This window comes from Nostoc sp. (assembly GCF_036917315.1).
In the GTDB taxonomy this organism is placed as follows: domain Bacteria; phylum Cyanobacteriota; class Cyanobacteriia; order Cyanobacteriales; family Nostocaceae; genus Nostoc.
In genome coordinates this window covers 81,104-103,905 of record NZ_JBALDR010000066.1, presented here as the reverse complement: position 1 = coordinate 103,905, position 22,802 = coordinate 81,104, and the positions used below count along the sequence as shown (strand labels likewise).

The window sequence follows — 22,802 nt, the reverse complement described above, 5'->3', positions numbered from 1 at the left end:
TAACTATTTCTATGTCCCATCCTCTCTACATTGCTTTTATCTGGCATCAACATCAGCCGCTGTACAAATCTCCTGGCAGCGGCGTTTCGCTATCTCCGAGTCAGCAGTACCGTCTGCCTTGGGTACGTTTGCATGGCACTAAAGATTATTTGGATTTGGTATTGCTCTTAGAGCGATATCCTAAGTTACACCAAACGGTGAATTTAGTTCCATCGTTGATATTGCAACTCGAAGATTATATTGCTGGCACTGCTTTTGACCCTTATCTCACAGCCAGCTTGACACCGGATGAGCAACTTACCTACCAACAGCGGGAATTCATTATCCAACACTTTTTCGATGCCAATCACCATACGCTGATTGACCCGCATCCCCGCTATGCCGAGTTGTACCAGCAAAGGCAGGAAAAAGGGCAAGCTTGGTGTTTAGCAAATTGGGAATTGCCAGATTATGGTGATTTGCTAGCTTGGCACAATTTGGCTTGGATCGATCCGCTGTTTTGGGATGACCCAGAAATTGCTGCTTGGTTAAAAAAGGGACGGAATTTTACTTTAAGCGATCGCCAGCGCATTTATTCTAAACAACGAGAAATTCTCAGCCGGATTATCCCCCAACATCGAAAAATGCAGGAGGCGGGGCAGCTAGAAGTTACCACCACGCCTTATACCCACCCGATTTTACCCTTACTAGCTGATACTAACTCCGGTCGGGTAGCTGTGCCCAATATGACACTACCAAAGCAACGCTTTGAGTGGGCGGAAGATATTCCCCGCCACTTGCGGAAAGCTTGGGACTTTTATAAAGACCGCTTTGGACAGATACCCCGTGGTTTGTGGCCTTCGGAACAGTCAGTAAGTCCGGCGGTACTTCCGCATATTATTAACCAAGGTTTTAAGTGGATATGCTCAGATGAAGCCGTCTTAGGATGGACGCTGAAACACTTTTTTCATCGGGATGGGGCGGGGAATGTGGAGCAACCAGAATTGTTGTATCGACCCTATCGCCTACAAACCGCCGAGGGTGACTTATCAATTGTGTTTCGCGACCACAGATTATCAGACTTGATTGGTTTTACTTACAGTGCCATGCCTGCAAAAAAGGCAGCAGCGGATTTAGTAGGACATTTGCAAGCGATCGCTAAAATGCAAAGAGATAGTCATAGCGAACAACCTTGGCTAGTTACCATCGCCTTAGATGGGGAGAATTGCTGGGAATTTTATCCCGAAGATGGCAAACCCTTCTTAGAAGCTTTATATCAAAGTTTGAGCGATGAACCCCGCCTCAAACTCGTCACTGTCTCCGAATTTCTGGAAGAATTTCCAGCCACAGCCACCATCCCCGGAGGGCAACTACATAGTGGTTCTTGGGTAGATGGCAGTTTCACCACTTGGATCGGCGATCCCGTCAAAAATCGTGCTTGGGATTACTTGACAGAAGCTAGGAAAATGCTCGCAAATCATCCCGAAGCGACAGAAGAAAACAACCCCGAAGCATGGGAAGCATTGTATGCCGCAGAGGGTTCCGACTGGTTCTGGTGGTTTGGTGCAGGACACTCCTCAAATCAAGATGCCATCTTCGATCGGTTGTTTCGAGAACATCTGTTTGGTATTTACAAGGCATTAAATGAACCTGTTCCGCCCTATCTCAAGCAACCACTGGAAAACCACGCAGCACAGGCTAACCACGCTCCACAAGGGTTTATTCACCCCGTCATCGATGGTAAGGGTGACGAACAAGATTGGGATAAAGCTGGACGCATAGAAATCGGCGGGGCGCGGGGAACGATGCACAATAGCAGTGTCATCCAGCGACTTTGGTATGGAGTCGATCACCTCAATTTCTATTTGCGGCTGGACTTTAAAGGTGGCGTTGCACCAGGGCAGGGTTTTCCAGCAGAGTTAAATTTGCTGTGGTTCTATCCAGAAAAAACAATGGTTAATAGCCCAGTTCCCTTGGCAGATGTACCAGATGCAGCCCCACTGAATTACCTTTACCACCATCTTTTAGAAGTTAACTTACTGACGCAATCGATTCAGTTTCGGGAAGCTGGAGACAATCATCAATGGCATCCCCGTTTCAGTCGCGCTCAAGTAGCAATAAATAATTGTTTAGAGTTGGCAGTGCCGTGGGCAGACTTGCAAGTTCCACCAGATTATCCTCTGCGCCTGATTTTAGTGCTTGCAGATGAAGGACGTTTTTCCAACTACTTGCCAGAAAATGCTTTGATTCCCATTGAAGTGCCTTAGAACTCAATACCCTTGGTTTTACGAAATACCTATTAGGGGCATACAGATGTACGCCCCTAAAGTCGATTTATTTGGAAATCATATTTAATTTTTCTAGTTCTAAATCTAAATAATCGAGCAGTATTGGGATGCGTGCGATCGCCTACGCCCGGATTTCTCACGCATGTAGGCTTCAGGGGAAGAGGAGTGTGGGGAGTGTGGGGGGTAGACTTCTTCCCCATCCTCCCACACCTCCCACACCTCCCACACCTCCCACACCTCCCACACCTCCCACACCCCTTGGATTTCTCGCAAGTGAGAAATCCAAGGGGTGTGGTAAAACGCGATCCTCGGTAGAAGATAAGCAATAATCGAGTAACAATCCAGATTCAGGAGTTGGTGCATGACCGATGACGCAGACGACACAGCGAACAGACACTTCAGTTCAGATGCTAGCAAACTCAAAGACAAAGCTTCTCGAAATCAAGTGATCGTGGCTCCATTACCAGACCCGATTGCAAAAAATATTGAAGCGATTATTTCACTTCATAACCAGGAAGTTCGAGATATTCCCCTCCACCAGCGGATACTAGAAGCGATCGCTACATTCTTTGGGCGATCGATATTTATGTATAGTTTGCTAGTCATACTGGCTATCTGGATTTTTAGCAGTTTTTTCGATCGCTTTTTGCCATTCAATCTCCCCTCGTTTAGCTGGTCAGGTCAAGGCTTAGACGCAGCGTCATTGGTGATCTCAACCGGAGTACTGGTACGACAAACTCGCCAGGAAAACTTTGCCGAACAACGGGCGCAATTGATGCTACAGCTTAACCTGCTCTCCGAGCAAAAAATTGCCAAGATTATTGCTCTATTAGAAGAACTCCGTACCGATTTGCCTGATGTGATAAATCGGCTTGATTCGGAAGCGAAATCGATGCAGGAACCGGCTGACCCGATCGCAGTATTGGAAGCACTCCAGAAAAACCTGGCTGAAGAACTGTCACCCACAGAAGAAAACAATATGAGTTGAGCGCAGTTTTTTAGTAGATTTTTGTTTCTATTGAAAGACAAAAAATAAAACTTAATGTAGAGTCTTTGTGTCGGAAATCACAATTTATCGTAACTTTTACTAGAGGGATGCACATGGCTCAACTGAATGGTGTAATGATGCAGTACTTCCATTGGTATATCCCTCCAGATGGCAATCTTTGGAATGAGTTTAAAGAGAAAGTCAAAGAGTTAGCTGATGCAGGTGTTACATCTGTTTGGCTACCCCCAGCTTACAAAGGAACAGGGGGTGGCTATGATGTCGGCTACGGGGTCTATGATATGTACGATCTAGGCGAGTTTGACCAGAAAGGCTCGGTTCGGACAAAGTACGGCACAAAAGACGAGTATATCGCTGCTGTCAAGGCGGCAAAAGCTGCTGGCATTCGAGTCTATGCTGATGTTGTCCTCAACCACAAGTTAGGTGCAGACGTAGAAGAAGAGGTGGAAGCAACGCCCTATAGTCCAGACGATCGCAACCAGCCCATCGGTGAGATGCAAACAATTAAAGTGTGGACTCACTTTACCTTTCCAGGTCGCCAAGGCAAATACTCCGATATGGAATGGCACTGGTGGCACTTCGACGCAGTTGATTACAACGTTTACAACGAAGGTGAGAACGCAGTTTATCTATTCAAAGATAAAAAATTTGACGATAACGTTGACCTGGAAAAAGGCGCTTTCGACTATCTCATGGGATGCGATCTGGATATGGAAAGTCCAGAAGTGCGCGAGGCGTTGAATGACTGGGGTGAGTGGTTTGTAGAAACCACTGATATAGACGGCTTTCGTTTTGATGCGGTTAAACACGTTAGAGCTGGCTTTTTCCCAGAATGGCTGCAACACTGTCGACACAAGGCAGGTCGCGATCTTTTTGCCGTCGGTGAGTATTGGTCTTATGAAGTTGAAGCGCTGCACCATTTCATTAGCGTCACCGGTGGCGATGTGATGTTGTTTGATGCGCCATTGCACTATAACTTTAGCGCTGCCAGCAAACAAGGCAATGACTACGATATGCGGCAGATATTTGATAACACCTTGGTGCAACAGCAACCTGCTTTAGCCGTCACCTTAGTTGATAATCATGATTCTCAACCCTTGCAGTCGTTAGAATCTGTAGTGGAAGGCTGGTTTAAACCGTTGGCTTATGCGTTGATTCTACTGCGAAGTGATGGTTATCCCTGTATCTTCTATGGGGATTACTATGGTGCTAATTACAAGGATACGGGCAGCGATGGCAATGAGCATGAGATTTGGCTCGATAGTCATCAATGGATAATTGATAAATTTTTGCACGTTCGTCAAACCTATGCCTATGGCGACCAATACGATTACTTCGATCACGCCAATACAATCGCCTGGACACGCTTAGGAGATGAAGAACATCCTGGCGGTATGGCAGTTGTTCTGAGTAATGGAGGAGAAGGGACTAAGTGGATGGAAGTTGGACAACCCAACAGCACTTACATTGATATTACTGAACATATCAGCGAACCTGTGACAACGAATGATGAGGGCTGGGCTGATTTTCGATGCGATGCTGGTTCTGTTTCTGTGTGGGTTCCAAAGTCTTAGTCGAGGTTTTAGTAGCATTTATCCAGAAAGTTACGCACTTGACAAACTTTGCTTAAAAGAGAACTTAAGCAGTATTTTTTGGATAAGCCACAACCCTTATTATTCTGTTATAAAGCAATCGAACATTGCCTAAAAAGATTTAATTTAGGCAATGTTTAGTCTAAGTTTCAGATATGCTTCTTACTGAACCTGACTATTTGTAGAACTATGGTTCAAACTATATGTTCAAACTATATATTTAGAATTAGGTCTGAAAACGGAGAGGGGGGGATTCGAACCCCCGTTAAGTTTCCCTAAACAGACTTTCCAGGTCTGCGCCTTAAACCACTCGGCCACCTCTCCAGGTGCCACAAGTTACGATCATACTATAGAATTCTAAAAAATGCAAAGATAAAGAAAGATATTCTAGATTGAATCTGATAGTCCTAATCCCAAAACGCAAATCCAGATGTCCCGTACATACACAATTAAAGTTCGCGATCGCGCCACTGACAAAACATACACCCTAGAAGTGCCAGAAGACCGCTACATCCTACACACTGGCGAAAAACAAGGGGTGGAACTACCGTTTTCCTGTCGCAACGGGGCTTGCACCGCTTGTGCTGTGAGAGTGTTATCAGGAGAAATTTACCAACCAGAGGCGATCGGCTTGTCGCCAGATTTACGTCAGCAAGGTTATGCCTTGTTGTGTGTGAGTTACCCCCGTTCTGACTTGGAAGTGGAGACGCAAGACGAAGATGAAGTCTATGAACTCCAGTTTGGACGCTATTTTGCTAGGGGGAAAATTAAAGCGGGTTTACCCTTAGATGAGGATTAAACAATTCAAAATCACCGAATTTCTGATGCCTGTAAATTTTGGTGACTGGTTACGAAAAATAGCGATTTTGGGTTGTTTATTGCTCTTGGTGAGTTGCCAAGGCAAAAATCAATTGCCCAACAATGAAGCCCAGGTGAAAGTAGCGCGGGTAGTTAGCGGGCAAAGTTTGGAAGTTTTGGGCATGGCTGAACAACCAAATTTGATTTCCCAAGTGCGGTTAGTGGGTGTTGATGCACCAGATTTGCGACAGCGCCCTTGGGGGGAAGCAGCAAAAGAACAGTTAGAGAATCTAATTGGTGGTGTAGAACAATCGGTAACGCTGGAGTTTGATTTAGAAGCAAAAGACAAAATTGGGCGAACTCTAGCTTATGTGTGGAAAAATAAGGTGTTATTGAATGAAGAATTAGTCAAACAAGGGAATGCAATATTTGTGGGGCGATCGCCTAACCACAAATACGACCTGCGTTTAGAACGTGCCCAACAATGGGCGAGACTCATGGGACAAGGAATCTGGAACCCAGAAAAGCCCATGCGCCTCACTCCCGCAGAGTTTCGCCGCCAAAATCTTTAATTAGTGCTGAGTGCTGTTAGCGGATAGCTCAGGTTCAGCCCGTGCTGAGGGGAAGTAGGGGAGTGAGGAAGTGAAGTAGAAGAATTAATAACCAATGACAAATGACTAATCTACAAATTTTTCTAGATATTGCTACAGAAGCGGCCTTGGCTGCTGGTGCGATTTTGCAAGGTTACTTGGGTAAGTTAGAAGACGCAATTATTGAAAAAGGACGCCCTGGTGATTTAGTCACCGCTGCTGATAAAGCCTCAGAGGAGTTGATTTTAGAAATTTTGCGTCGTCACTTTCCCCAGCACTCGATCCTCGCTGAAGAATCAGGGAAATTAGGTAATCAAGAAAATGAATACCTCTGGGCAATAGATCCTTTAGATGGCACAACCAACTACGCTCATCAATACCCATTTTTTGCTGTTTCCATCGGGCTGTTAATTAATGGCGTTCCCCAAGTTGGTGTAATTTATGACCCATTTCACAATGAGCTATTCCGTGCTGCTGCTGGCTTAGGGGCAACGCGTAACCGTCAGCCCATCAAGGTTTCAGCAACATCTGAACTGGGTAAAAGCCTACTAGTAACAGGATTTGCCTACGATCGCCGCGAAACCTCTGATAACAACTACGCAGAATTTAGTCACCTCACCCATCTTACCCAAGGAGTCAGACGTAGCGGTTCGGCATCGCTAGATTTGGCCTATGTTGCTTGTGGACGTGTCGATGGTTACTGGGAACGGGGACTTTCTCCTTGGGATATTGCCGCTGGGATAATTTTGGTACAAGAAGCCGGGGGCAAAATCACCGCCTACGATAGCACTGCTGTCAAAATTGAGTCAGGTAGAATTCTTGCCACAAATAGTTATATTCACGACTCTCTCAGTAACGAACTTTTACGGGTTCCACCACTGTCAGCTTGGGTGTAACAGATGGGGGCTTTCTCTACGACTTTGGGTACACTAAAAGCAATCTAACTGCTCCTTTGGTGCAAAAACTCTATATGTCTTTCAAAATAGATCGTGGACTATTTAAATATGATTTCATAGATCATCACGCAGTGCTGTGCGTTCCAGTTGATGCCGATGTCAAAGAGATTCGCAAACGCTATCTCCAAGTTGCTCGTCGTTTGCACCCAGACAGTAGTCTTACTGAAACTGCTGCTCAAAAACATCTCGGTAACGAATTGTTATCAAAGCTGGTTAACCCGGCTTACGAAAAACTTGCTGCCGATCGCACTCGCACTGAATATATTCTAATTTTGTCGCAAATTGGCAAACGTCTGCTACAAGAGTCTACTTCGGTAACTCTAAACACCGACTTGGCTAAACAGTTAGTTGAGGCGGCTAATATCGATCATTTTTATAAAACTGCGATCGCCAAACTAGCCCAAACCCAATATGATTCTTTAGAACAAGCGCTGCAAGTCATAGCCCAAGCTAGTGAGTTGAATTTAGTGTATTTAATGCGGAGCGCGGGTAAAGCATCCATCGCGCCGCCATCTGCTCAACCCAAAGCCCAATCAGGTACATCTCAGCCAAATACACCAAAAAATACATCACCAGCAGCAGCACCAGCGCCACCAAAAGAAGATTTGATTGTAGAACAGTATGTTCGTCGCGCTCAATCTTTGATTGACAAAAACCAATTTGCCCCAGCCAAAGTAGAGTTGCAAGAGGCCCTGAAGCTAGAACCAAAAAATAGTCGCTGTCATAGCTTAATTGCAATGGTGTATTTGAAGCAAAATCAGCTAAAAATGGCCAAAATCCACTTTGACAACGCTCTAAAATTAGATCCCAGTGACGAAACGGCTCTGCAATGGAAACCTAAAATAGATAAGGCTTTAGGACAACAATCTAGCGATCAGAAGGTGACTTCATCCCCCAATAATGGAGATAAGCAACCAGATAAATCTGGTAGTGGTTTGTTCGGTGGTTTGTTTGGTGGGAAGAAAAAATAATGGTGTATCAACCAGCAGCGGGAGCCAGGGATTTATTGCCCTTGGATGTGGAGAAAAAACGCTGGATTGAAGAGCGGTTACAGCAAGTGTTTCATCGCTGGGGATATCACAGGATTATCACCTCGACTTTAGAACGGATGGATACCCTGATGGCAGGGGAAGCAATCCAGCGTCAGATGGTGATTCAACTACAACAAAATGGTGAAGATGATGAATTAGGGCTACGTCCAGAATTAACAGCATCTATTGCTCGTACTGTTGTGACTCGGATGGCTGGTGTCACTTATCCACAACGGTTGTATTACAACGCCAATGTGTTTCGCCGCACTTGGGAAAGTAGGCATAATCGCCAGCAAGAGTTTTATCAAGCTGGGGTAGAGTTGTTAGGTACTGGCGGATTGCTGGCAAATGCCGAAGTCCTGCTGTTAGTAGCAGATTGTTTAGCAGCATTGGGTTTGCAGGGATGGCATTTAATTTTAGGTGAGGCGGGAATTACCCGATCGCTCCTGAGTGCCTTTCCTGCTAATTTACAAGATCGAGTTCGCAGTGCGATCGCTCATCTTGACCGCATCACCATAGATAATTTACCCCTAAGTGACAAACTGCGCGATCGCGCCCAAATCATCATGGATTTGCGCGGCCCAAGTGCAGACGTGTTGCAAAAAGTTAGTGGTCTCGATCTAGATGAAGAACAGCGAGAGGCAGTGAATAACCTCAAATCCCTAGTAGAATTACTAGAATCTGAGAAAAAACTTCCGTTAATCCTCGACCTCAGCCTGATCCAAACCATAGACTACTACACTGGTATCGTCTTTGAAGTTGTCAACGATACCGAATCCCAAGCCAGAGTTTTAGGGCGCGGTGGTCGCTATGACCAGCTTTTGGGGCTATATCATCCTCAAGGAGAAAACATTCCCGGAATTGGTTTTGGACTAAGTATCGAAGATTTATACCAAGTTCTGTTGTCTACCCAGCAATTACCACAGGAAACTCCCGCGAGTGACTGGTTGGTAACACCAGAGACAGCTAGCGCTAACGCCGCCGCCTTTGTCTACGCGCAAAAACTCAGAGATTCTACTGATTTGGTACGAGTAGAAATTGACTTGGGGGGAAGAGATGCAGAGGCGATTCGCCAATATGCAAGCGATCGTGGCATTGCCCAAATTGCCTGGATCAAAGCTGATGGTTCACCAAAAATAGAACCATTACTTTAATGGGTATGGGGAAAGAGGCAGAGGGGCAGAGGGGCAGAGGGGAAAGACTTACTGCAACTTCTCCCCTGCTCCCCTGCTCCCCTGCCCCCCTGCTCTCCCCTCCCCTGCTAGGCTAGAAATAGCCGATACAGAAGAGAGGGAATCGAGAACATGCCGCATACAATTGTTACAGAAGTCTGTGAAGGCGTTGCTGACTGCGTAGATGCCTGTCCAGTAGCTTGTATTCATGATGGTCCAGGCAAAAACACCAAGGGAACTGATTGGTACTGGATTGATTTTGCCACTTGCATCGACTGTGGTATCTGTCTCCAAGTTTGCCCTGTAGAAGGGGCAATTCTCGCAGAAGAACGACCAGAGTTGCAAAAAACTCCGTAATAGTCCATAGTCAACAGTCAATAGTCAATAGTTATGTTTGACTTGACCGTGCCAATTTTAGATTTTAGATTTTAGATTTTAGATTATTTCGGTTCATGCCCCGCCCTAAGTCAAGCGGAACAAATCCAAAATCCAAAATTTAAAATCATTTTGCCCCGTACCCTACTTCGACTACGCTCAGTACAAGTTGTGGTCGGGGTCAATCCAAAATCCAAAATTTAAAATCCAAAATCGATTGACTGTTGACCAATGACCAATGACAAGTGACCAATGACAAATGATTATTTATTAGAAGTTCAAAATGTTCACGCTGGATATATCAAAGATGTAGATATCCTGCAAGGTGTGAATTTTCAGGTTGCACCAGGGGAATTGGTGACAGTGATTGGCCCCAACGGTGCAGGTAAATCTACTTTGGCAAAAGCAATTTTTGGGCTTTTGATCCCCCACACAGGCACAATTACCTTCAAAGGTGAAAATATTGTGGGGCTAAAGTCCAATCAAATTGTCCAACGAGGAATGTGCTACGTACCGCAAATCGCCAATGTTTTCCCTTCTCTGAGTGTTGAAGAGAACTTGGAGATGGGTGCTTTTGTGCTTAACGTTCCCCTGAAACCAATTAAAGATAGAATATTTACTATGTTTCCTAGACTAAGCGATCGCCGTCGTCAACGTGCTGGTACTCTCTCTGGAGGAGAACGCCAGATGCTAGCGATGGGCAAAGCTTTGATGTTGGAACCTGGTTTGCTGATTTTAGATGAGCCATCTGCTGCTTTGTCGCCGATTTTGGTAACACAAGTATTCGAGCAGATTAAACAAATTAATCAGGCAGGTACTGCGATCGTATTAGTTGAACAAAATGCCCGTAAAGCTTTAGAGATGGCTAATCGTGGGTATGTATTAGAATCGGGACGTGATGCGATCTCCGGTCCTGGTGAAGAATTGTTGAATGACCCGAAAGTGGGTGAGCTATATCTGGGAGCAGGTAAGAGACATTAACCCTTTTTTATCACTCTTGCCCCATTCAACATAACACCAGCTTAATATCGGAGCTTCACCAGTCTATAGCGATGACTAGGTTGGGCTGCGCCGACGCTATCTATAACTAATACAAAAGCCATAACACTACCTGCCACTGCCGCGACCGTCGTTTTCGATGCTCAAAGAATTCTCCCTAATAATCCGTTTCTAATCACATCTACAGCTAGTCGAGAGGCAAAACAGGACATTCATTCAGGAAAAACTGACAAAAACGTAAATTACCCGGATTTACCAAAATACCCATTCCCAATTCGCAATTCTGAATTACGTCATGGATGGGTATTTAGACCCCAACCATAAATTAAATGTATGGGTATCCCAAAATATATCGGTCGAATAAAAGAATCTGGAGGGACTTATTCGCCGTCATAGCAGTTTTTATATTGGATTATATGGATGGATATGGAAGATTCCTACGAGTTAGTTGCCGAATTATTGATACCAAGTCTTAACAAGCACCAGTACTACTAACAAGGACAAAGGGCGATGAGGCTTATTTTATCTGCATCCTAGCCCAAATTGTAGCCCCTTAAGCTTGCACAGAGACGTAAAGGACAGAGAAAGAAACTCTCTGGATTCTTTGCGTCTCTGGGATTATTTTTATCTTGGGCGTCCCAATGTAGTGATATATAAAACAGCTTCATCAGCAGGAATACCCAAAACTTCATTTACTTGATCGTCAAAGAATCCACCGATACCACTGACGCCTACATTTAGGTGCATTGCTGCTAAATTCAGGCGTTGTCCCAAATGACCGGCATCCATGTGCAAGTAACGGTAAACGCGATCGCCATATTGTGCGATCGCAGCTTTCAAATCGGCTGTATGAAATAACACTGCTGCCGCATCCCGCCCTAATTCTTGTCCCAAACAGAGAAAATGTAACTCTCGCCGAAAGTTTTTAAACCGGATTTGGCGTAATTCTTGGGCTTTGGGTGCGTAATAGTAACAACCCGCCTCCAGTCCTTTGACTCCGCAAACAGCAATGAATGTTTCGATTAAATTTAGATCGAAGTAGTCTGGAGAAATATCTAAGCTTTGGTCGATGTAATTTTGCGGTTGGTAAGTAAAATCGAGTAAACTTTTCAATTCATCGAAGCTTAAATCATCACCATTGTAAGCGCGGGTAGAGCGTCGCTTATACATAGTGGTTTCCAGTTCTGATAGTTTTTGTCCCCAGTTTATAGGTGCGGTGGTGGTGGGAATTTTTAAACAGAAAGGAAAATTGTATTTATCCTCTAAAGATTTTTCTTGTTTAATTGTTGGTAGATTAAGATTACCAGTTACACCTGATTGGATCTCGGTGTGTCGATGGAAATATGTTAGTAGTTCGCCATCAGGGATTTGAGGATAACTGGTTTCAGTAGCGGAAGGTAAAGCAGTACATCCCAATGGCAAATTTTGATTCACATCTAACAAGTCTGCCAGAGGTAAGACAGCGATCGCGCCTTCTTGTTGCGGATCGACATAAAGCAGATCGTTGACCGATTCATCCACAAAGCCGCCGATTAAATGGGGGCGATAATCAGTAATCGCACCAGCTAACTCGATATTACCCAACAGATGTCCCGTATCCAGAAAAATCCGCCGATAAGCCCGATCTTCATAGCGCCACTCAGAACGGTAGAAAACCGCAGTCACAATAATTGCCAATTGGGTATTTTCTAAAGAAGGATGCCAGAAACAAGCTGCTTGGAGAGTTTGCCAAACATCACTTTCCCAATAATGCATGAGAGAATGAGTTCGACACTGGTAGTTATATAGACCAGGCGGCAATAACGACGTGCCACGGGAAACCACATACACCTCAGCAGGGTATAGTCCGCCTGCACTGGGAGCAGCGCGTAAATACACTGCACTACCCATAGAAGGCATTTTCGCCGTCAATCCATAACTGCGAAACAATAGCCGTGAAAGTCTTTGCCACCATAGAGCATCTGGATTATTAGCATAAGCCTCTGCTCTTTCTTGGATATAGGGTTTGAGATCAAAAGTAGAGCCAATTTTGTACTCTTTGAAGGGCACTGGCTGTTTAGTCCAGTCTAACCGCTGACTTTTGGAAGCGAGAGTCTCAGGGTTGTATTTAGTCCGTTCGTGATAATGCTGGGCAATCGATTGGTGTAATTCTGGCATAGTACTTTTAATATCCTTGGGGCATCCTTTTCTTGATCTTGGCATTCATTAGCCTCATTATTTCGTGTCAATTGGTACAATCCTCAGAGTCATAAAGTGGTAAATGGTAACAATTGAATTTGTCATTGGTCATTTGTCATTGGTCATTAGTCATTTGTCATTAGTCATTAATTATCCTCCCTTGCCCCTCTGCCCCTCTGCCCCCCTGCCCCCCTGCCCCTCTGCTCCCCATCTTCTTCCGCAGTACTATATAAACGCAAAACTATCTACGCCTGGATGTGCAATGATGCCTGTACGTCAAACTTTATCAAAGCCTGATATCCAACTTTCTTATTTAGAATGGAATCAAGGTCAAGAACCTTTACTGCTGTTACATGGCTTAGGCGATCATGCTCTAGTGTGGTCTAGTTTAGGAGATTACTTGGCGGCGGATTACCACATAATTGCGCCAGATATGCGCGGACATGGCCAAAGTAGTAAACCAGAGATAGATTATAGCTTTGAGAGTGCGATCGCAGACCTGGAAGCACTCATGGATAGTCTGGGATGGACTTTTGCCCATATTGTAAGTCACTCGTGGACAGGCAAATTAGCCGCCATCTGGGCAAGACAAAACCCAAAGCGTTTACGGAGTATAATTCTCGTCGATCCGATTTTTATCTGGAAAATGCCCAGTCTTTTCAGGGTAACTTTCCCAATGTTATATCGCTTCTTGCCTTTTCTTAAAAGTATGGGGCCCTTTGCCAATCAGGAAGAAGCGGAACAACAAGCACGGCAATTAAAGCAATATCAAGGATGGAGTTCCTTACAACAGCAAGTCTTCCAAGCAGGAATAGAACAAAAACCCGATGGGACTTGGGGCAGCAAATTTACCATAGCCGCCCGCGACGGCATTTTTGAGGCAGTGATGCAAGTGCCCGGTTTTACAATTCCCCTTGACACCCCTGCCCTATTCGTCCAGCCAAAACAAGGACTGAACCGCCAAAATTGGCAAATTCAACCTTACAAAACCTATCTTCAAAACTTACGTATCTGCCAAGTTCCCGGCAATCATTGGCCATTTTTGACACAACCAGAGGCATTTAACCAAACTGTGGCAGCATTTTTGGCAGAACACAGATCAAAAATCTCATGATTATTAGACGGGATTAGTCATACAGCAACAGAAGAATTAATAGGAGCGGATGTCTAGGAGGATTGGGCATTGGGCATGGAGAAGAAACAAGGGAGACAAGGAAGAGGGGGAGATAAAGGAGAGATTTATTTAATAATTCCCCCTTGTCCCTCTTGTCCCCCTCATCTCCCTCATCTCCCTCATCTCCCCCCACTCCCCATTCCCCACTCCCCACTCTCCTGTCATGAGCCTTTGTATCAACCCTGTTTGCCCTAAACCAAATCACCCGAATAATCATCAAAACCGCTTTTGTCAAAGTTGTGGTTCCCATCTAGAATTGCTAGGGCGTTATCGGGTGACGTGCCTGTTGAGTGACAAAACAGGTTTTAGTAAAGTTTATGAGGCATACGAGCAAGATACCCCCAAAATTCTCAAGATACTCAAAGAAGATTTATCAGGCGACGCCAAAGCAGTAGAACTATTTCAGCAAGAAGTAACGGTGTTGGGACAATTCAAGCATCACGGAATTCCCAAAGAAGATAGTTACTTCCAGTATCAAACCCGAAATGGTTTAGTGTTGCATTGCATTGCAATGGAAAAAATCGATGGCTACAACTTAGAACAGTGGCTACAGCAGCAAAATAGCCCCATATCCCAAGAACAAGCCATAGACTGGTTAAGACAGTTGATAGAAATTTTAGATGTAGTACATAGCAAACAGTACCTACATCGAGATATTAAGCCATCTAACATCATGATTAGATCCCCCCTTGAGCAGGGTTGGGGGAATCTAGTACTGATTGATTTTGGCACCGCCAGTGAAATTAATAAAACCTACCAAGACCAACTAAGCAATGGCGACAAGATGACAGCACTTATGTCATCTGGCTACAGCGCCCCAGAACAAATGAATGGTCAAGCAGTACCGCAGTCAGATTTCTTTGCTTTGGGACGCACTTTTGTATTTTTGCTGACAGGACACCATCCTTTGGAGATGTATGATGTCCAGCAAAATTTGTTGCACTGGCAAAATCATCCGACCCATATTTCACCCTTACTATTGAATTTAATTGATTGGCTAACAGCGTCAGATATAGAAAAACGTCCTGCCAGTACTGAAGAAATTTTGCATTCCCTAGAAGAAATCGAAACTCAATTAACAGAAACTACTCCGACAAATAGTAATATACTAGAATCTTCTAACCTTGAACATTTACCTGTAGATACTAATAACAACTCATTACCTCCAAATAAGCAGCCAGAAAAAGTGCCGCTATTGGCATTTTTTGCAGTTCTATTATTAGTATTAGGATTGCTTAGTATAGTGGCTTTAGCCACGCGAAAATCAGATTTTTCTGAAACATCTTATTACAGACAATATCCAGAAAAAAAAGGTAATATTGATTACTTTTCTTATCAAGAAGGTAGAGATAGTCAGGGAAGGATAGCCGAGTTTAATATAGCGGTTTTATCACTAAAATATAAATGGCTTTTAGGTAGCAACTTCCAAATTAAATCCAATGATGAAATTATTAGTGTTGACCTTTTAAAGTTGACTTTAGAACAAGAAGGTATAGAGAATATAATGGAAGCTCCCAATGAGATTATCTCTGTCGGTACAGCTTCTTGCAAAGGTGATAGATTAATTCAAGAACGTGTGGCTTTAGAACGTTCAAAACAAATACAACTTTTGGTTAAAAAATTATTTATTAATACACCAAGTGTCAAAAGTTATCGCTTATTGAATTTGGGTCAATTTCAACGGAGTGATTGTCAGACAAATCAGGATTTAACTACATATCAGACAAGTGTGATAATTATCGGCGTTAAAAGAGAATCATCAGGTGTAATTCTTGACGAGGCGCTACGGAATAGGTTAGAAAAGAAGCCTTTTGCTGATTTTAAATTAGAAGATTATTCTTTGGGATCTGCACAGAAGTTTAAGACTATACCGAGCAATTTATAAAATCTCTAGCAAAGTAAAAAAATCAGTCTATAGGCATATCTCTTATGATTAGAGCAGCAGATATCAGCACTCATCGATTAATCAGCCCTATAAACAAACAACTTTCGCCTGTTTGGGATGAACCCGCTACCTACTTATTTGTCTTTGTTGACAGATTACTAGTAGCGTCTTCCAGACTAACTAGGACGGTTATTCGCACCGTGAATTTTTAGCATGATTTGTCAAAATAAAAGATAACCGGAGGTTCAAAACATGAAATTTTCAATCCAATCACTTTACACCTGGTATCGCAGTGTGCTTCGTAACCCCAAATACCGTTGGTGGGTAATTTTAGGAACGTTGGTCTATTTGGTCAGCCCATTTGATGTTCTTCCAGATTTTATACCCGTTGTGGGACAGATTGATGATGTTTTCCTTTTGACTCTGCTAGTTAGTGAAGTGTCTGGGCTAGTTATTGAGGGCTGGAAAGCTCGTAAGGGTGATGTGGGTACTGAAGTACCTAATACTACTGAGGGTTCTACCTCTAGTGGAAGCACTATTGATGTTGATGCTGTTTCTGTTAAGTAGTTTTAATAAAACCCCTGCTTTTGGAATCGGAGGTGGGGGATATTTTTTTTCAACGCAAAGGGGCGCGGAGGGAAGCGCAGAGGTTCGCGGAGGATGAGAGGGAGTAAGAGGAGGGGTTAGAGGTTTTTGGCTACGCGTTTAATACCTTCTTTGAGGTGGAGGACGTTAAAGTTGAGGAGAAGACCTAGTTTGCAGTTGGCGAGTTTGAGATAGGTTAGGAGTTGAACGGAGTGAATTGGGTGGAAGGACTCTACAGATTTAATCTCTACAATTACTTGGTTTTCGACAATCAAATCTAATCGATAAACACATTCCAATTGCACATCTTGATAAACTAAGGGCAATGGAATTTGCTTACCAACATTCAATCCGGCTTTCTTCAACTCATAATCCAAGCACTCCTCATAAGCCGACTCCAACAAACCAGGCCCCAAAGCAGTATGCACCCTCATCGCACACCCAATAATCACCCCACTCAACTCATTCTCTGCGTTCCTCTGCGCTTCCCTTTGCGATCCTTTGCGTTTAAAAATCCTTTACAAATTCCGTCAAGAACCTGAATGCCTTCAAAATATAACTAGCGCAATCTCTAGGAGAAGTATTGTAAAACGATCGCCACGCACTCGCTTTATCCTCATCATAGCGATCGCTGCGATGATTATGATTCTCTAACCATGCCAATCGCACTGCGTGGCCGATTAACACATCCAACACGATATATTCTTCAATTTGCAGCTTGGGATTATTGGCAGCGATCGCAGCTAATTCGATTAATGCTTCAATATTAACTTGTCGATATTCTGTAGCTTCGATTTTATTCAACAAATGCTCAACTAACAGAGCAAAATTTCTTTCCCCCGCTGTCATTTCCGACAGCATTATCTCGCTATCTAAACGATTGCGCCGCTCTAGTTTATCGCCAATTACTAGACCTTTGCAATGTTGCATTAATAGCCAAACTTGCTTAAAAAATTCTTTTGGTACGCGCCCCGTCGCACCTTCGGCTTGGCGAAACCGTCGCCAACCGCCTGGCGGAACTTCTATCCCTTCGCCGATTCCTGGTAACACCACCCAAGCAATATCACTTTCTTTTTGTTTAACGTGCAGTGATTCTTGCTGGCGCAACAGGTTACTCATGCCAGTATATCCAGTTAATACCTGACGCAAGCGCACTTTAACTTCAAAGGGTGAAAGTTGCATTAAGCGATCGTAAGCTTCATCTTGAGTGACATGCAATTCCCGCGCTAGTTCGCTAACGATCAATAATATGAGATAGCCGACTCTCAGTGTTAGTAGTCCCTGGAATAGTTCGGGTTCTGAGCGAATTAAGATGCCAACATAGATTAAAATCTCTTGAGTGAGGACGCGATCGCGGATATCCTCACGACAAAAATGATTAATTTTATCGGCAATCTCATCGTGGGACATGGGTACGCTAATCAAGGATGCTTCACTGTAAGCTTTACCCACAGCAATTTGCTTACCCCTTACCAAAATACTCGTTACTGCATCTGATAGGCTGATATCAACCATTTGGCGTAACCCCGCAGCCCGGCGCACTACTGCCCAAATGCCTAAATCTCCAGCTTTAGTGTAAACTTCATCGAGCAAATCGCCTACTGTAACAGGATATCCTGGCCCACCATATCCCGTATCAAATTTCATTCCCTGTAAGCGAGTTAAAGTTTGCAATAACTCAATTTGTTCGTAGATATTTTCTGATGACCGCAAATGAGAAAGTAATAAGCCAAAGTTGGTTTCACACTCCATTTGAAATTCTTGGGTATGCCCTAAGCGCCAGTTTTTCTCAGGATGATAAGGTAGATAAGAGCAACGTGGACTAGCATTTTTTACTGGCGATCGCGAGAATTCTGCATTGGGAAGAAAATCAATTCTTTGGATTCCGGCTGTCAGCATTAGCTGATTTAGCCGTCCTAATTTCACCCGTACACCGTTACAAACACCATCTTTGAGTTCTTGCATCAATTCCAGTAATGCTTCCGAACCGGCTTCTAACATGGTGTGCGTCAACATTAAAGTTAAGGTAGGACGCCCTAAATCGCTCCAATATTTTTGAATGTAAGCTAGTTCGCTTCTAATTTGATCCAGTAGAAAATGGTAATCAAGGGTCAAGTAAAACTGTTGAGAATCGGAAAATGAAGGCAAAAATACAATTGTTTCGCCGCTAATCCGAAAGATTCTAGATGTTGTTAAACTCCGCAGCCGCCGCACTGGCCGCCCAGTTAAACCAAGTTTGTCATTACGTCCAATTTGGGTATAAATAGCTGAAAATTCTCCAGCTTTTCTCACTTGAATCGGTTCTACCTGGGCGGGTGTTTGGGCTTCAATTCCGTGAACTTCTAGTTTCGTTTGTAAATCTTCATCTTCTGCTAATAAGGCAATTTGTACCAATGCTTCGCGCTGTTTTCCTACACACAAATGTCTTCCCAAAGGGTCGATATCACCTACTGCCAGTAACCCTTCACTCAACATTTGACTGAGAAAATATAAACTCTGCGCCCACACCAAAGGAATATTTTCATTGGGCAAACGTGGTTGCGTTTGAGGTGCTAACTTTTCTGCTTCTATGTTTTCGGCGGGAACATAATAAAGTTCTGGCAATAAACGTAACCCATCTTGTTCTATGAGTAATGATTCTAAAAGCTCTTGGTATTTTTTAACTTGTTCTTGTTCGCCGCGAAATAATCCATCTAGAACTAAATAAGTGAAAAATAACGGCCATTCGCATTCAATATGCTCGAATTGCTTGAGTTCCCACGGTTCGTAGTGCAAACGCTGATGATCTTCTAAAACGGTTTGGTGTCCATCACGCAGAAAGCGTTTGCAACCGTACTTACCTGCGAGTTTATTGATAATATCGTTGAGAGTGCGATCGCGTAACTCCAAATCTTCTACTGCAAAGGCAGGATAACTAATAATACTTAACAGCGCCGCATCAATTTCTTTAGAACCAGATTCTCTCGGTAATAGTGATTCTAGAGTAATCCGGGCGCGGGCAATTTCATCTGGTAGCACATGAATCACCGATGCTTGACTACCCCGCACACCAAACAAATCCAATCCGTTGATAGCTTCTAAAGCAGCTTTTGCCATGCCTACAGAACTGGCATTTAACTCAGCACTACCACGATTAATTTTATTCCCACGTTCCCAAATGCCGTAATCTGGTGTGCGGTAAGCTCGTCCAATATAGTAAACTAAATTTTGGACGAAATTCACTTCATCAATGGTATAAATTATTTGCAATCCTGCTGCCGTCATTTGCCCCAAGAACAGTAAAAATATAGATGTAGCATCAAGTTGCAAATGTCCCCATTGGTCATCACCAACAACAATATCACCAGTCGCGGTATTATATTTGGCGTGCAGTCCATCTAGTAGCGACTGAGTATGTTTAAATGTCTCTACTTTATGAGCCTGTCGCATCATCGCAAATAACAACCCGCGCATCAATTTGATGACACTGTGTTCTAGTTCATAGGTGCGTCCTTTATCGTCATCAATCTTGCGGTATGCAAGTCCTAAACCCCAAACCGCCAAAATACTGTAAACATTGTCTCGCACCCAGGCATCTGTGTAATCGCCGTGGGCTGTAATCGCTGTGCTTGCAGGTAGTAAACCCGTAATTGGATTTTGACGAGTCAGGATAATCGTTTTGATTTGCTGGTAGTAATAGTCTAGGCGAGATAGCAATTTAGTAGATGTTTTCATGGTTTGGTTTAGAACTACTTGCAGAATTCAGCCCCTTAAAGGAGTGGGTTTCTTGCACTTGGGCTATGGAGAATCGGACATTGAGATGGGATTCCGTACCGTAGGGCATACGGAAACGTTGATCTTCTCTAGAAATATCGATCTCTGCGTGGGTGGAATAAATCCCTCCAAGTAAGTCGAGTCTTAGAAAGGTGACTCTCAAGAGCGATCTTGGGAATCTACTATTGATTCGGTGTAATAAATCATATCGTGTCCGGTTAAAGACTTATCATTAAAACCGCCCAGGTGAGGGCTTTTTGAGCTTTGTGCATAGATTCGGGAATTATAAATAATTAGCCGGACATAATATCAGTGATGGGATGATGTCAAAAAATCAAGAGTGCTTAACTCCGAAGGATGAGCTTATGCTAGTCTAAACTAAATCACTACTCCGAGGTTATGCTTATGCTGGTATAAACTAAATCATTTTTTTGCAAAAATATTTATTTTCATGTAGATATGTTTTAAGATTGATGTGTTTGTGTTGGATATTCAGCAAATAATTGCAGTCAAGAAAGGGAGGCTATCCTCAACCCAATCAAATTTGATAAAAAATAGGGCTTATGCACTTTACAAATAAATCATCTTGTGCATTCACATCTAGACGTCCGTTCAGCCTTTTACAAACCATATTTTATTAGTTGGGTAGGTAAGCAAAAACCGCAGGCATCGCAAAACTCTACCTAGAAGCCTTGAAAAGCATAGTTGCTATTTTTGGCTTTCCTGTCAATGCCTAAGTGATAAAAAATTAATCAGTTTGTTGACATAATAAATATCCTAGTTTGCTTTATTACACCCTAAGATATTTACTAAATAATACTTTCAGAAAAAATTATTATTTCACTTACTAACATAAATAATTGAAACCCTGATTTAGACTAACATTAGCTTGAAAAAACTAACAATTGATTGGGATTGTTATTGCTGTTCTGAATGAATCAGGTAATTGCTATTTAATCCAAAATAGCAGCAAATAGAACCAAGGGCGTAAATATATAAAGAACTTCAAAGTTTTTTACGCAATATCTTGTTCTTTTTTTGTCAAGAGAAATATTAATCTTAAATAGGAGTAACACAATGAAAACAGTTGGGATGTATCGTCGAGCTTATCCGAGAGTATCAGAAACTTTTATCGGAGAACAAGCCCATAATTTACAAACATACAAACCGTTATTTCTTACTTGTAAACTATTAGAAGAAATTCCTTTTGACAATATTGCTATTAGTGATAATGACCAATGGAAAATTAAGCAATTATTTCATATAATTTCTGCTTCACCAAATATGTTTGGAAAAGAGGCTGAACTAAAAAATCTAAAATTAATTCACGGACATTTTGGGCCAGATGGTATTTATGCAATGCGATTGGCAGAAAAATTAAATATTCCTTTCATCGTTACATTTTACGGTTTTGATATCACAGTTTCACGTCGCTCTATGTGGCTGTCAGGTAATCCAGCATTCTATCAATTTCTTTTGCATGAAGAAGAATTAAAACAAAAAGCATCTAAATTTATTGCTTTTTCTAGTTTCTTGTATAAAAAGATGATTGAATATGGTTATCCTGAAGATAAAATTATTAAACTAAATAGTGGTATAGATTTAGAAAAATTTGCCCCAGCCAGTGAATCAAAAGGTGAAAGATATATTTTATGTGTAGGCAGACATACTGAAAAAAAAGGAATTGATACCCTATTAAAAGCCTTTGCCAGGATTGCCAGTAAGCATCCAGATGTGTCACTTATCCAAATTGGAAATGGCACAATGACTGAAAAATTTAAAGCTCTAGCAGAAGAACTTGGTATTAGTAATAGAGTAAATTTTATGGGGGCAAAACCTTATGAAGTGATTCAAAAAACCATGAGAAATGCAGAAATATTTTCTCTACCCAGTCAAACAGCAAAGAACGGTGATAGCGAAGGTTTACCCCTTTCAATATTGGAAGCCGCCGCTTCTGGTTTACCAATAGCTTCTACCTGGCATAGCGCTATCCCTGATGCGATTTTAGATGGAGAAACTGGTTTTTTAGTTGATGAAAAAGACGATCGAACTCTCGCGGAAAAATTAGATATTCTTTTGTCCGATCGGGCTTTAGCTAAAAGTATGGGTAAAAAAGGACGAGAGTTTATTTGCGAAAATTTTGATATTCGCAAGCAAACTGCCAAGCTAGAAGCTATTTATGATTTAGTAATTAGTTAACGACACTCAAGTAAGAGGATCTCAATTTAGATTACCGAACCTCAAGTATTTGTTAATGAGCAGAAGTTTTCTAATGCCTTGTTTGGAGAGGACTCCCCTTTTTTAGCCATCTGTATGGTTATTTATTCGCGATCGCCAGCTCTCACAGATTATATTAGTAGCGAAACTTACTACGATCGCAGAATAATTCCCCTAAAAATCAAGGTAGCAAGCTAAAAATTTATATAAAGGTACTAAAGAGA

At 42.8% G+C, this 22,802-nt stretch carries 18 protein-coding genes and 1 tRNA gene; 14 read left to right on the top strand and 5 right to left on the bottom strand.

Annotated elements, in window-relative coordinates:
- Positions 1 to 11: 11 nt before the first annotated feature.
- Positions 12 to 2,246, top strand: coding sequence for a glycoside hydrolase (locus V7K84_RS31165; RefSeq protein ID WP_334843963.1), 2,235 nt, complete (start codon positions 12 to 14; stop codon positions 2,244 to 2,246).
- 172 nt (positions 2,247 to 2,418) lie between these two features.
- Here V7K84_RS31165 and V7K84_RS31160 read toward each other — a convergent pair whose 3' ends face one another.
- The gene (locus tag V7K84_RS31160) at positions 2,419 to 2,664 is read right to left on the bottom strand and encodes a hypothetical protein (RefSeq protein WP_334843962.1); all 246 of its coding nucleotides are present in this window, start codon (positions 2,662 to 2,664) and stop codon (positions 2,419 to 2,421) included.
- On the opposite strand from V7K84_RS31160, the gene V7K84_RS31155 reads away from it, so the two are divergent.
- Both V7K84_RS31155 and V7K84_RS31150 read left to right on the top strand, forming a co-directional pair.
- Positions 2,629 to 3,255 carry a DUF1003 domain-containing protein gene (locus tag V7K84_RS31155; RefSeq protein ID WP_334843961.1) on the top strand — a complete coding sequence of 209 codons (627 nt, stop codon included), beginning with the start codon at positions 2,629 to 2,631 and terminating at the stop codon, positions 3,253 to 3,255. The genes V7K84_RS31160 and V7K84_RS31155 overlap by 36 nt on opposite strands.
- Before the next feature lie 113 nt (positions 3,256 to 3,368).
- The gene (locus tag V7K84_RS31150) at positions 3,369 to 4,847 is read left to right on the top strand and encodes an alpha-amylase (protein ID WP_334843960.1); all 1,479 of its coding nucleotides are present in this window, start codon (positions 3,369 to 3,371) and stop codon (positions 4,845 to 4,847) included.
- A gap of 257 nt (positions 4,848 to 5,104) precedes the next feature.
- On the opposite strand, the gene V7K84_RS31145 is transcribed toward V7K84_RS31150, so the two are convergent.
- A tRNA-Ser gene (locus V7K84_RS31145) sits at positions 5,105 to 5,189 on the bottom strand.
- A 106-nt stretch (positions 5,190 to 5,295) separates the two neighbouring features.
- On the opposite strand from V7K84_RS31145, the gene V7K84_RS31140 reads away from it, so the two are divergent.
- From V7K84_RS31140 to V7K84_RS31110, 7 genes are all read left to right on the top strand, one after another.
- Positions 5,296 to 5,664, top strand: coding sequence for a 2Fe-2S iron-sulfur cluster-binding protein (locus V7K84_RS31140; RefSeq protein WP_334843958.1), 369 nt, complete (start codon positions 5,296 to 5,298; stop codon positions 5,662 to 5,664).
- A gap of 25 nt (positions 5,665 to 5,689) precedes the next feature.
- Positions 5,690 to 6,235, top strand: a complete 546-nt coding sequence (locus tag V7K84_RS31135) for a thermonuclease family protein (RefSeq protein ID WP_334843955.1) — start codon at positions 5,690 to 5,692, stop codon at positions 6,233 to 6,235.
- Between the two features lie 101 nt (positions 6,236 to 6,336).
- Positions 6,337 to 7,149, top strand: coding sequence for an inositol monophosphatase family protein (locus V7K84_RS31130; RefSeq protein ID WP_334843953.1), 813 nt, complete (start codon positions 6,337 to 6,339; stop codon positions 7,147 to 7,149).
- 74 nt (positions 7,150 to 7,223) lie between these two features.
- Positions 7,224 to 8,180: a J domain-containing protein gene (locus V7K84_RS31125; protein ID WP_334843951.1), complete on the top strand. Its 957-nt coding sequence runs from the start codon at positions 7,224 to 7,226 to the stop codon at positions 8,178 to 8,180.
- On the top strand, positions 8,180 to 9,394 hold the full coding sequence (locus tag V7K84_RS31120; protein ID WP_334843950.1) for an ATP phosphoribosyltransferase regulatory subunit: 1,215 nt from the start codon (positions 8,180 to 8,182) through the stop codon (positions 9,392 to 9,394). Before V7K84_RS31125 ends, V7K84_RS31120 begins: the two co-directional genes overlap by 1 nt.
- A gap of 150 nt (positions 9,395 to 9,544) precedes the next feature.
- The gene (locus tag V7K84_RS31115) at positions 9,545 to 9,769 is read left to right on the top strand and encodes an indolepyruvate ferredoxin oxidoreductase subunit alpha (protein WP_094353237.1); all 225 of its coding nucleotides are present in this window, start codon (positions 9,545 to 9,547) and stop codon (positions 9,767 to 9,769) included.
- A 270-nt stretch (positions 9,770 to 10,039) separates the two neighbouring features.
- Positions 10,040 to 10,768 (top strand): ABC transporter ATP-binding protein, encoded by a 729-nt coding sequence (locus V7K84_RS31110; protein ID WP_334843948.1) that lies wholly within the window; start codon positions 10,040 to 10,042, stop codon positions 10,766 to 10,768.
- Positions 10,769 to 11,410: 642 nt separating this feature from the next.
- Here V7K84_RS31110 and V7K84_RS31105 read toward each other — a convergent pair.
- Positions 11,411 to 12,943, bottom strand: a complete 1,533-nt coding sequence (locus tag V7K84_RS31105; RefSeq protein ID WP_334844094.1) for a SagB/ThcOx family dehydrogenase — start codon at positions 12,941 to 12,943, stop codon at positions 11,411 to 11,413.
- Positions 12,944 to 13,229: 286 nt separating this feature from the next.
- Between V7K84_RS31105 and V7K84_RS31100 the strand changes: the two genes are divergently transcribed.
- The 3 genes from V7K84_RS31100 to V7K84_RS31090 all read left to right on the top strand — a co-directional run bounded on the left by V7K84_RS31100 (position 13,230) and on the right by V7K84_RS31090 (position 16,590).
- Positions 13,230 to 14,078, top strand: a complete 849-nt coding sequence (locus V7K84_RS31100; protein WP_334844093.1) for an alpha/beta fold hydrolase — start codon at positions 13,230 to 13,232, stop codon at positions 14,076 to 14,078.
- A gap of 223 nt (positions 14,079 to 14,301) precedes the next feature.
- Positions 14,302 to 16,023: a serine/threonine-protein kinase gene (locus V7K84_RS31095; protein ID WP_334843946.1), complete on the top strand. Its 1,722-nt coding sequence runs from the start codon at positions 14,302 to 14,304 to the stop codon at positions 16,021 to 16,023.
- 252 nt (positions 16,024 to 16,275) lie between these two features.
- A complete protein-coding gene (locus tag V7K84_RS31090; protein WP_334843943.1) occupies positions 16,276 to 16,590 on the top strand; it encodes a YkvA family protein in 315 nt (104 codons plus the stop codon).
- 116 nt (positions 16,591 to 16,706) lie between these two features.
- Here the strand turns inward: V7K84_RS31090 and V7K84_RS31085 are convergent, their stop codons facing one another.
- Complete coding sequence (locus tag V7K84_RS31085; protein ID WP_334843941.1) at positions 16,707 to 17,069, bottom strand: GxxExxY protein; 363 nt, start codon at positions 17,067 to 17,069, stop codon at positions 16,707 to 16,709.
- 46 nt (positions 17,070 to 17,115) lie between these two features.
- The gene (locus V7K84_RS31080) at positions 17,116 to 20,322 is read right to left on the bottom strand and encodes a glycoside hydrolase family 15 protein (RefSeq protein WP_334843940.1); all 3,207 of its coding nucleotides are present in this window, start codon (positions 20,320 to 20,322) and stop codon (positions 17,116 to 17,118) included.
- 1,116 nt (positions 20,323 to 21,438) lie between these two features.
- Here V7K84_RS31080 and V7K84_RS31075 point away from each other — a divergent pair.
- Complete coding sequence (locus V7K84_RS31075) at positions 21,439 to 22,560, top strand: glycosyltransferase (RefSeq protein WP_334843938.1); 1,122 nt, start codon at positions 21,439 to 21,441, stop codon at positions 22,558 to 22,560.
- Positions 22,561 to 22,802 lie beyond the last annotated feature (242 nt).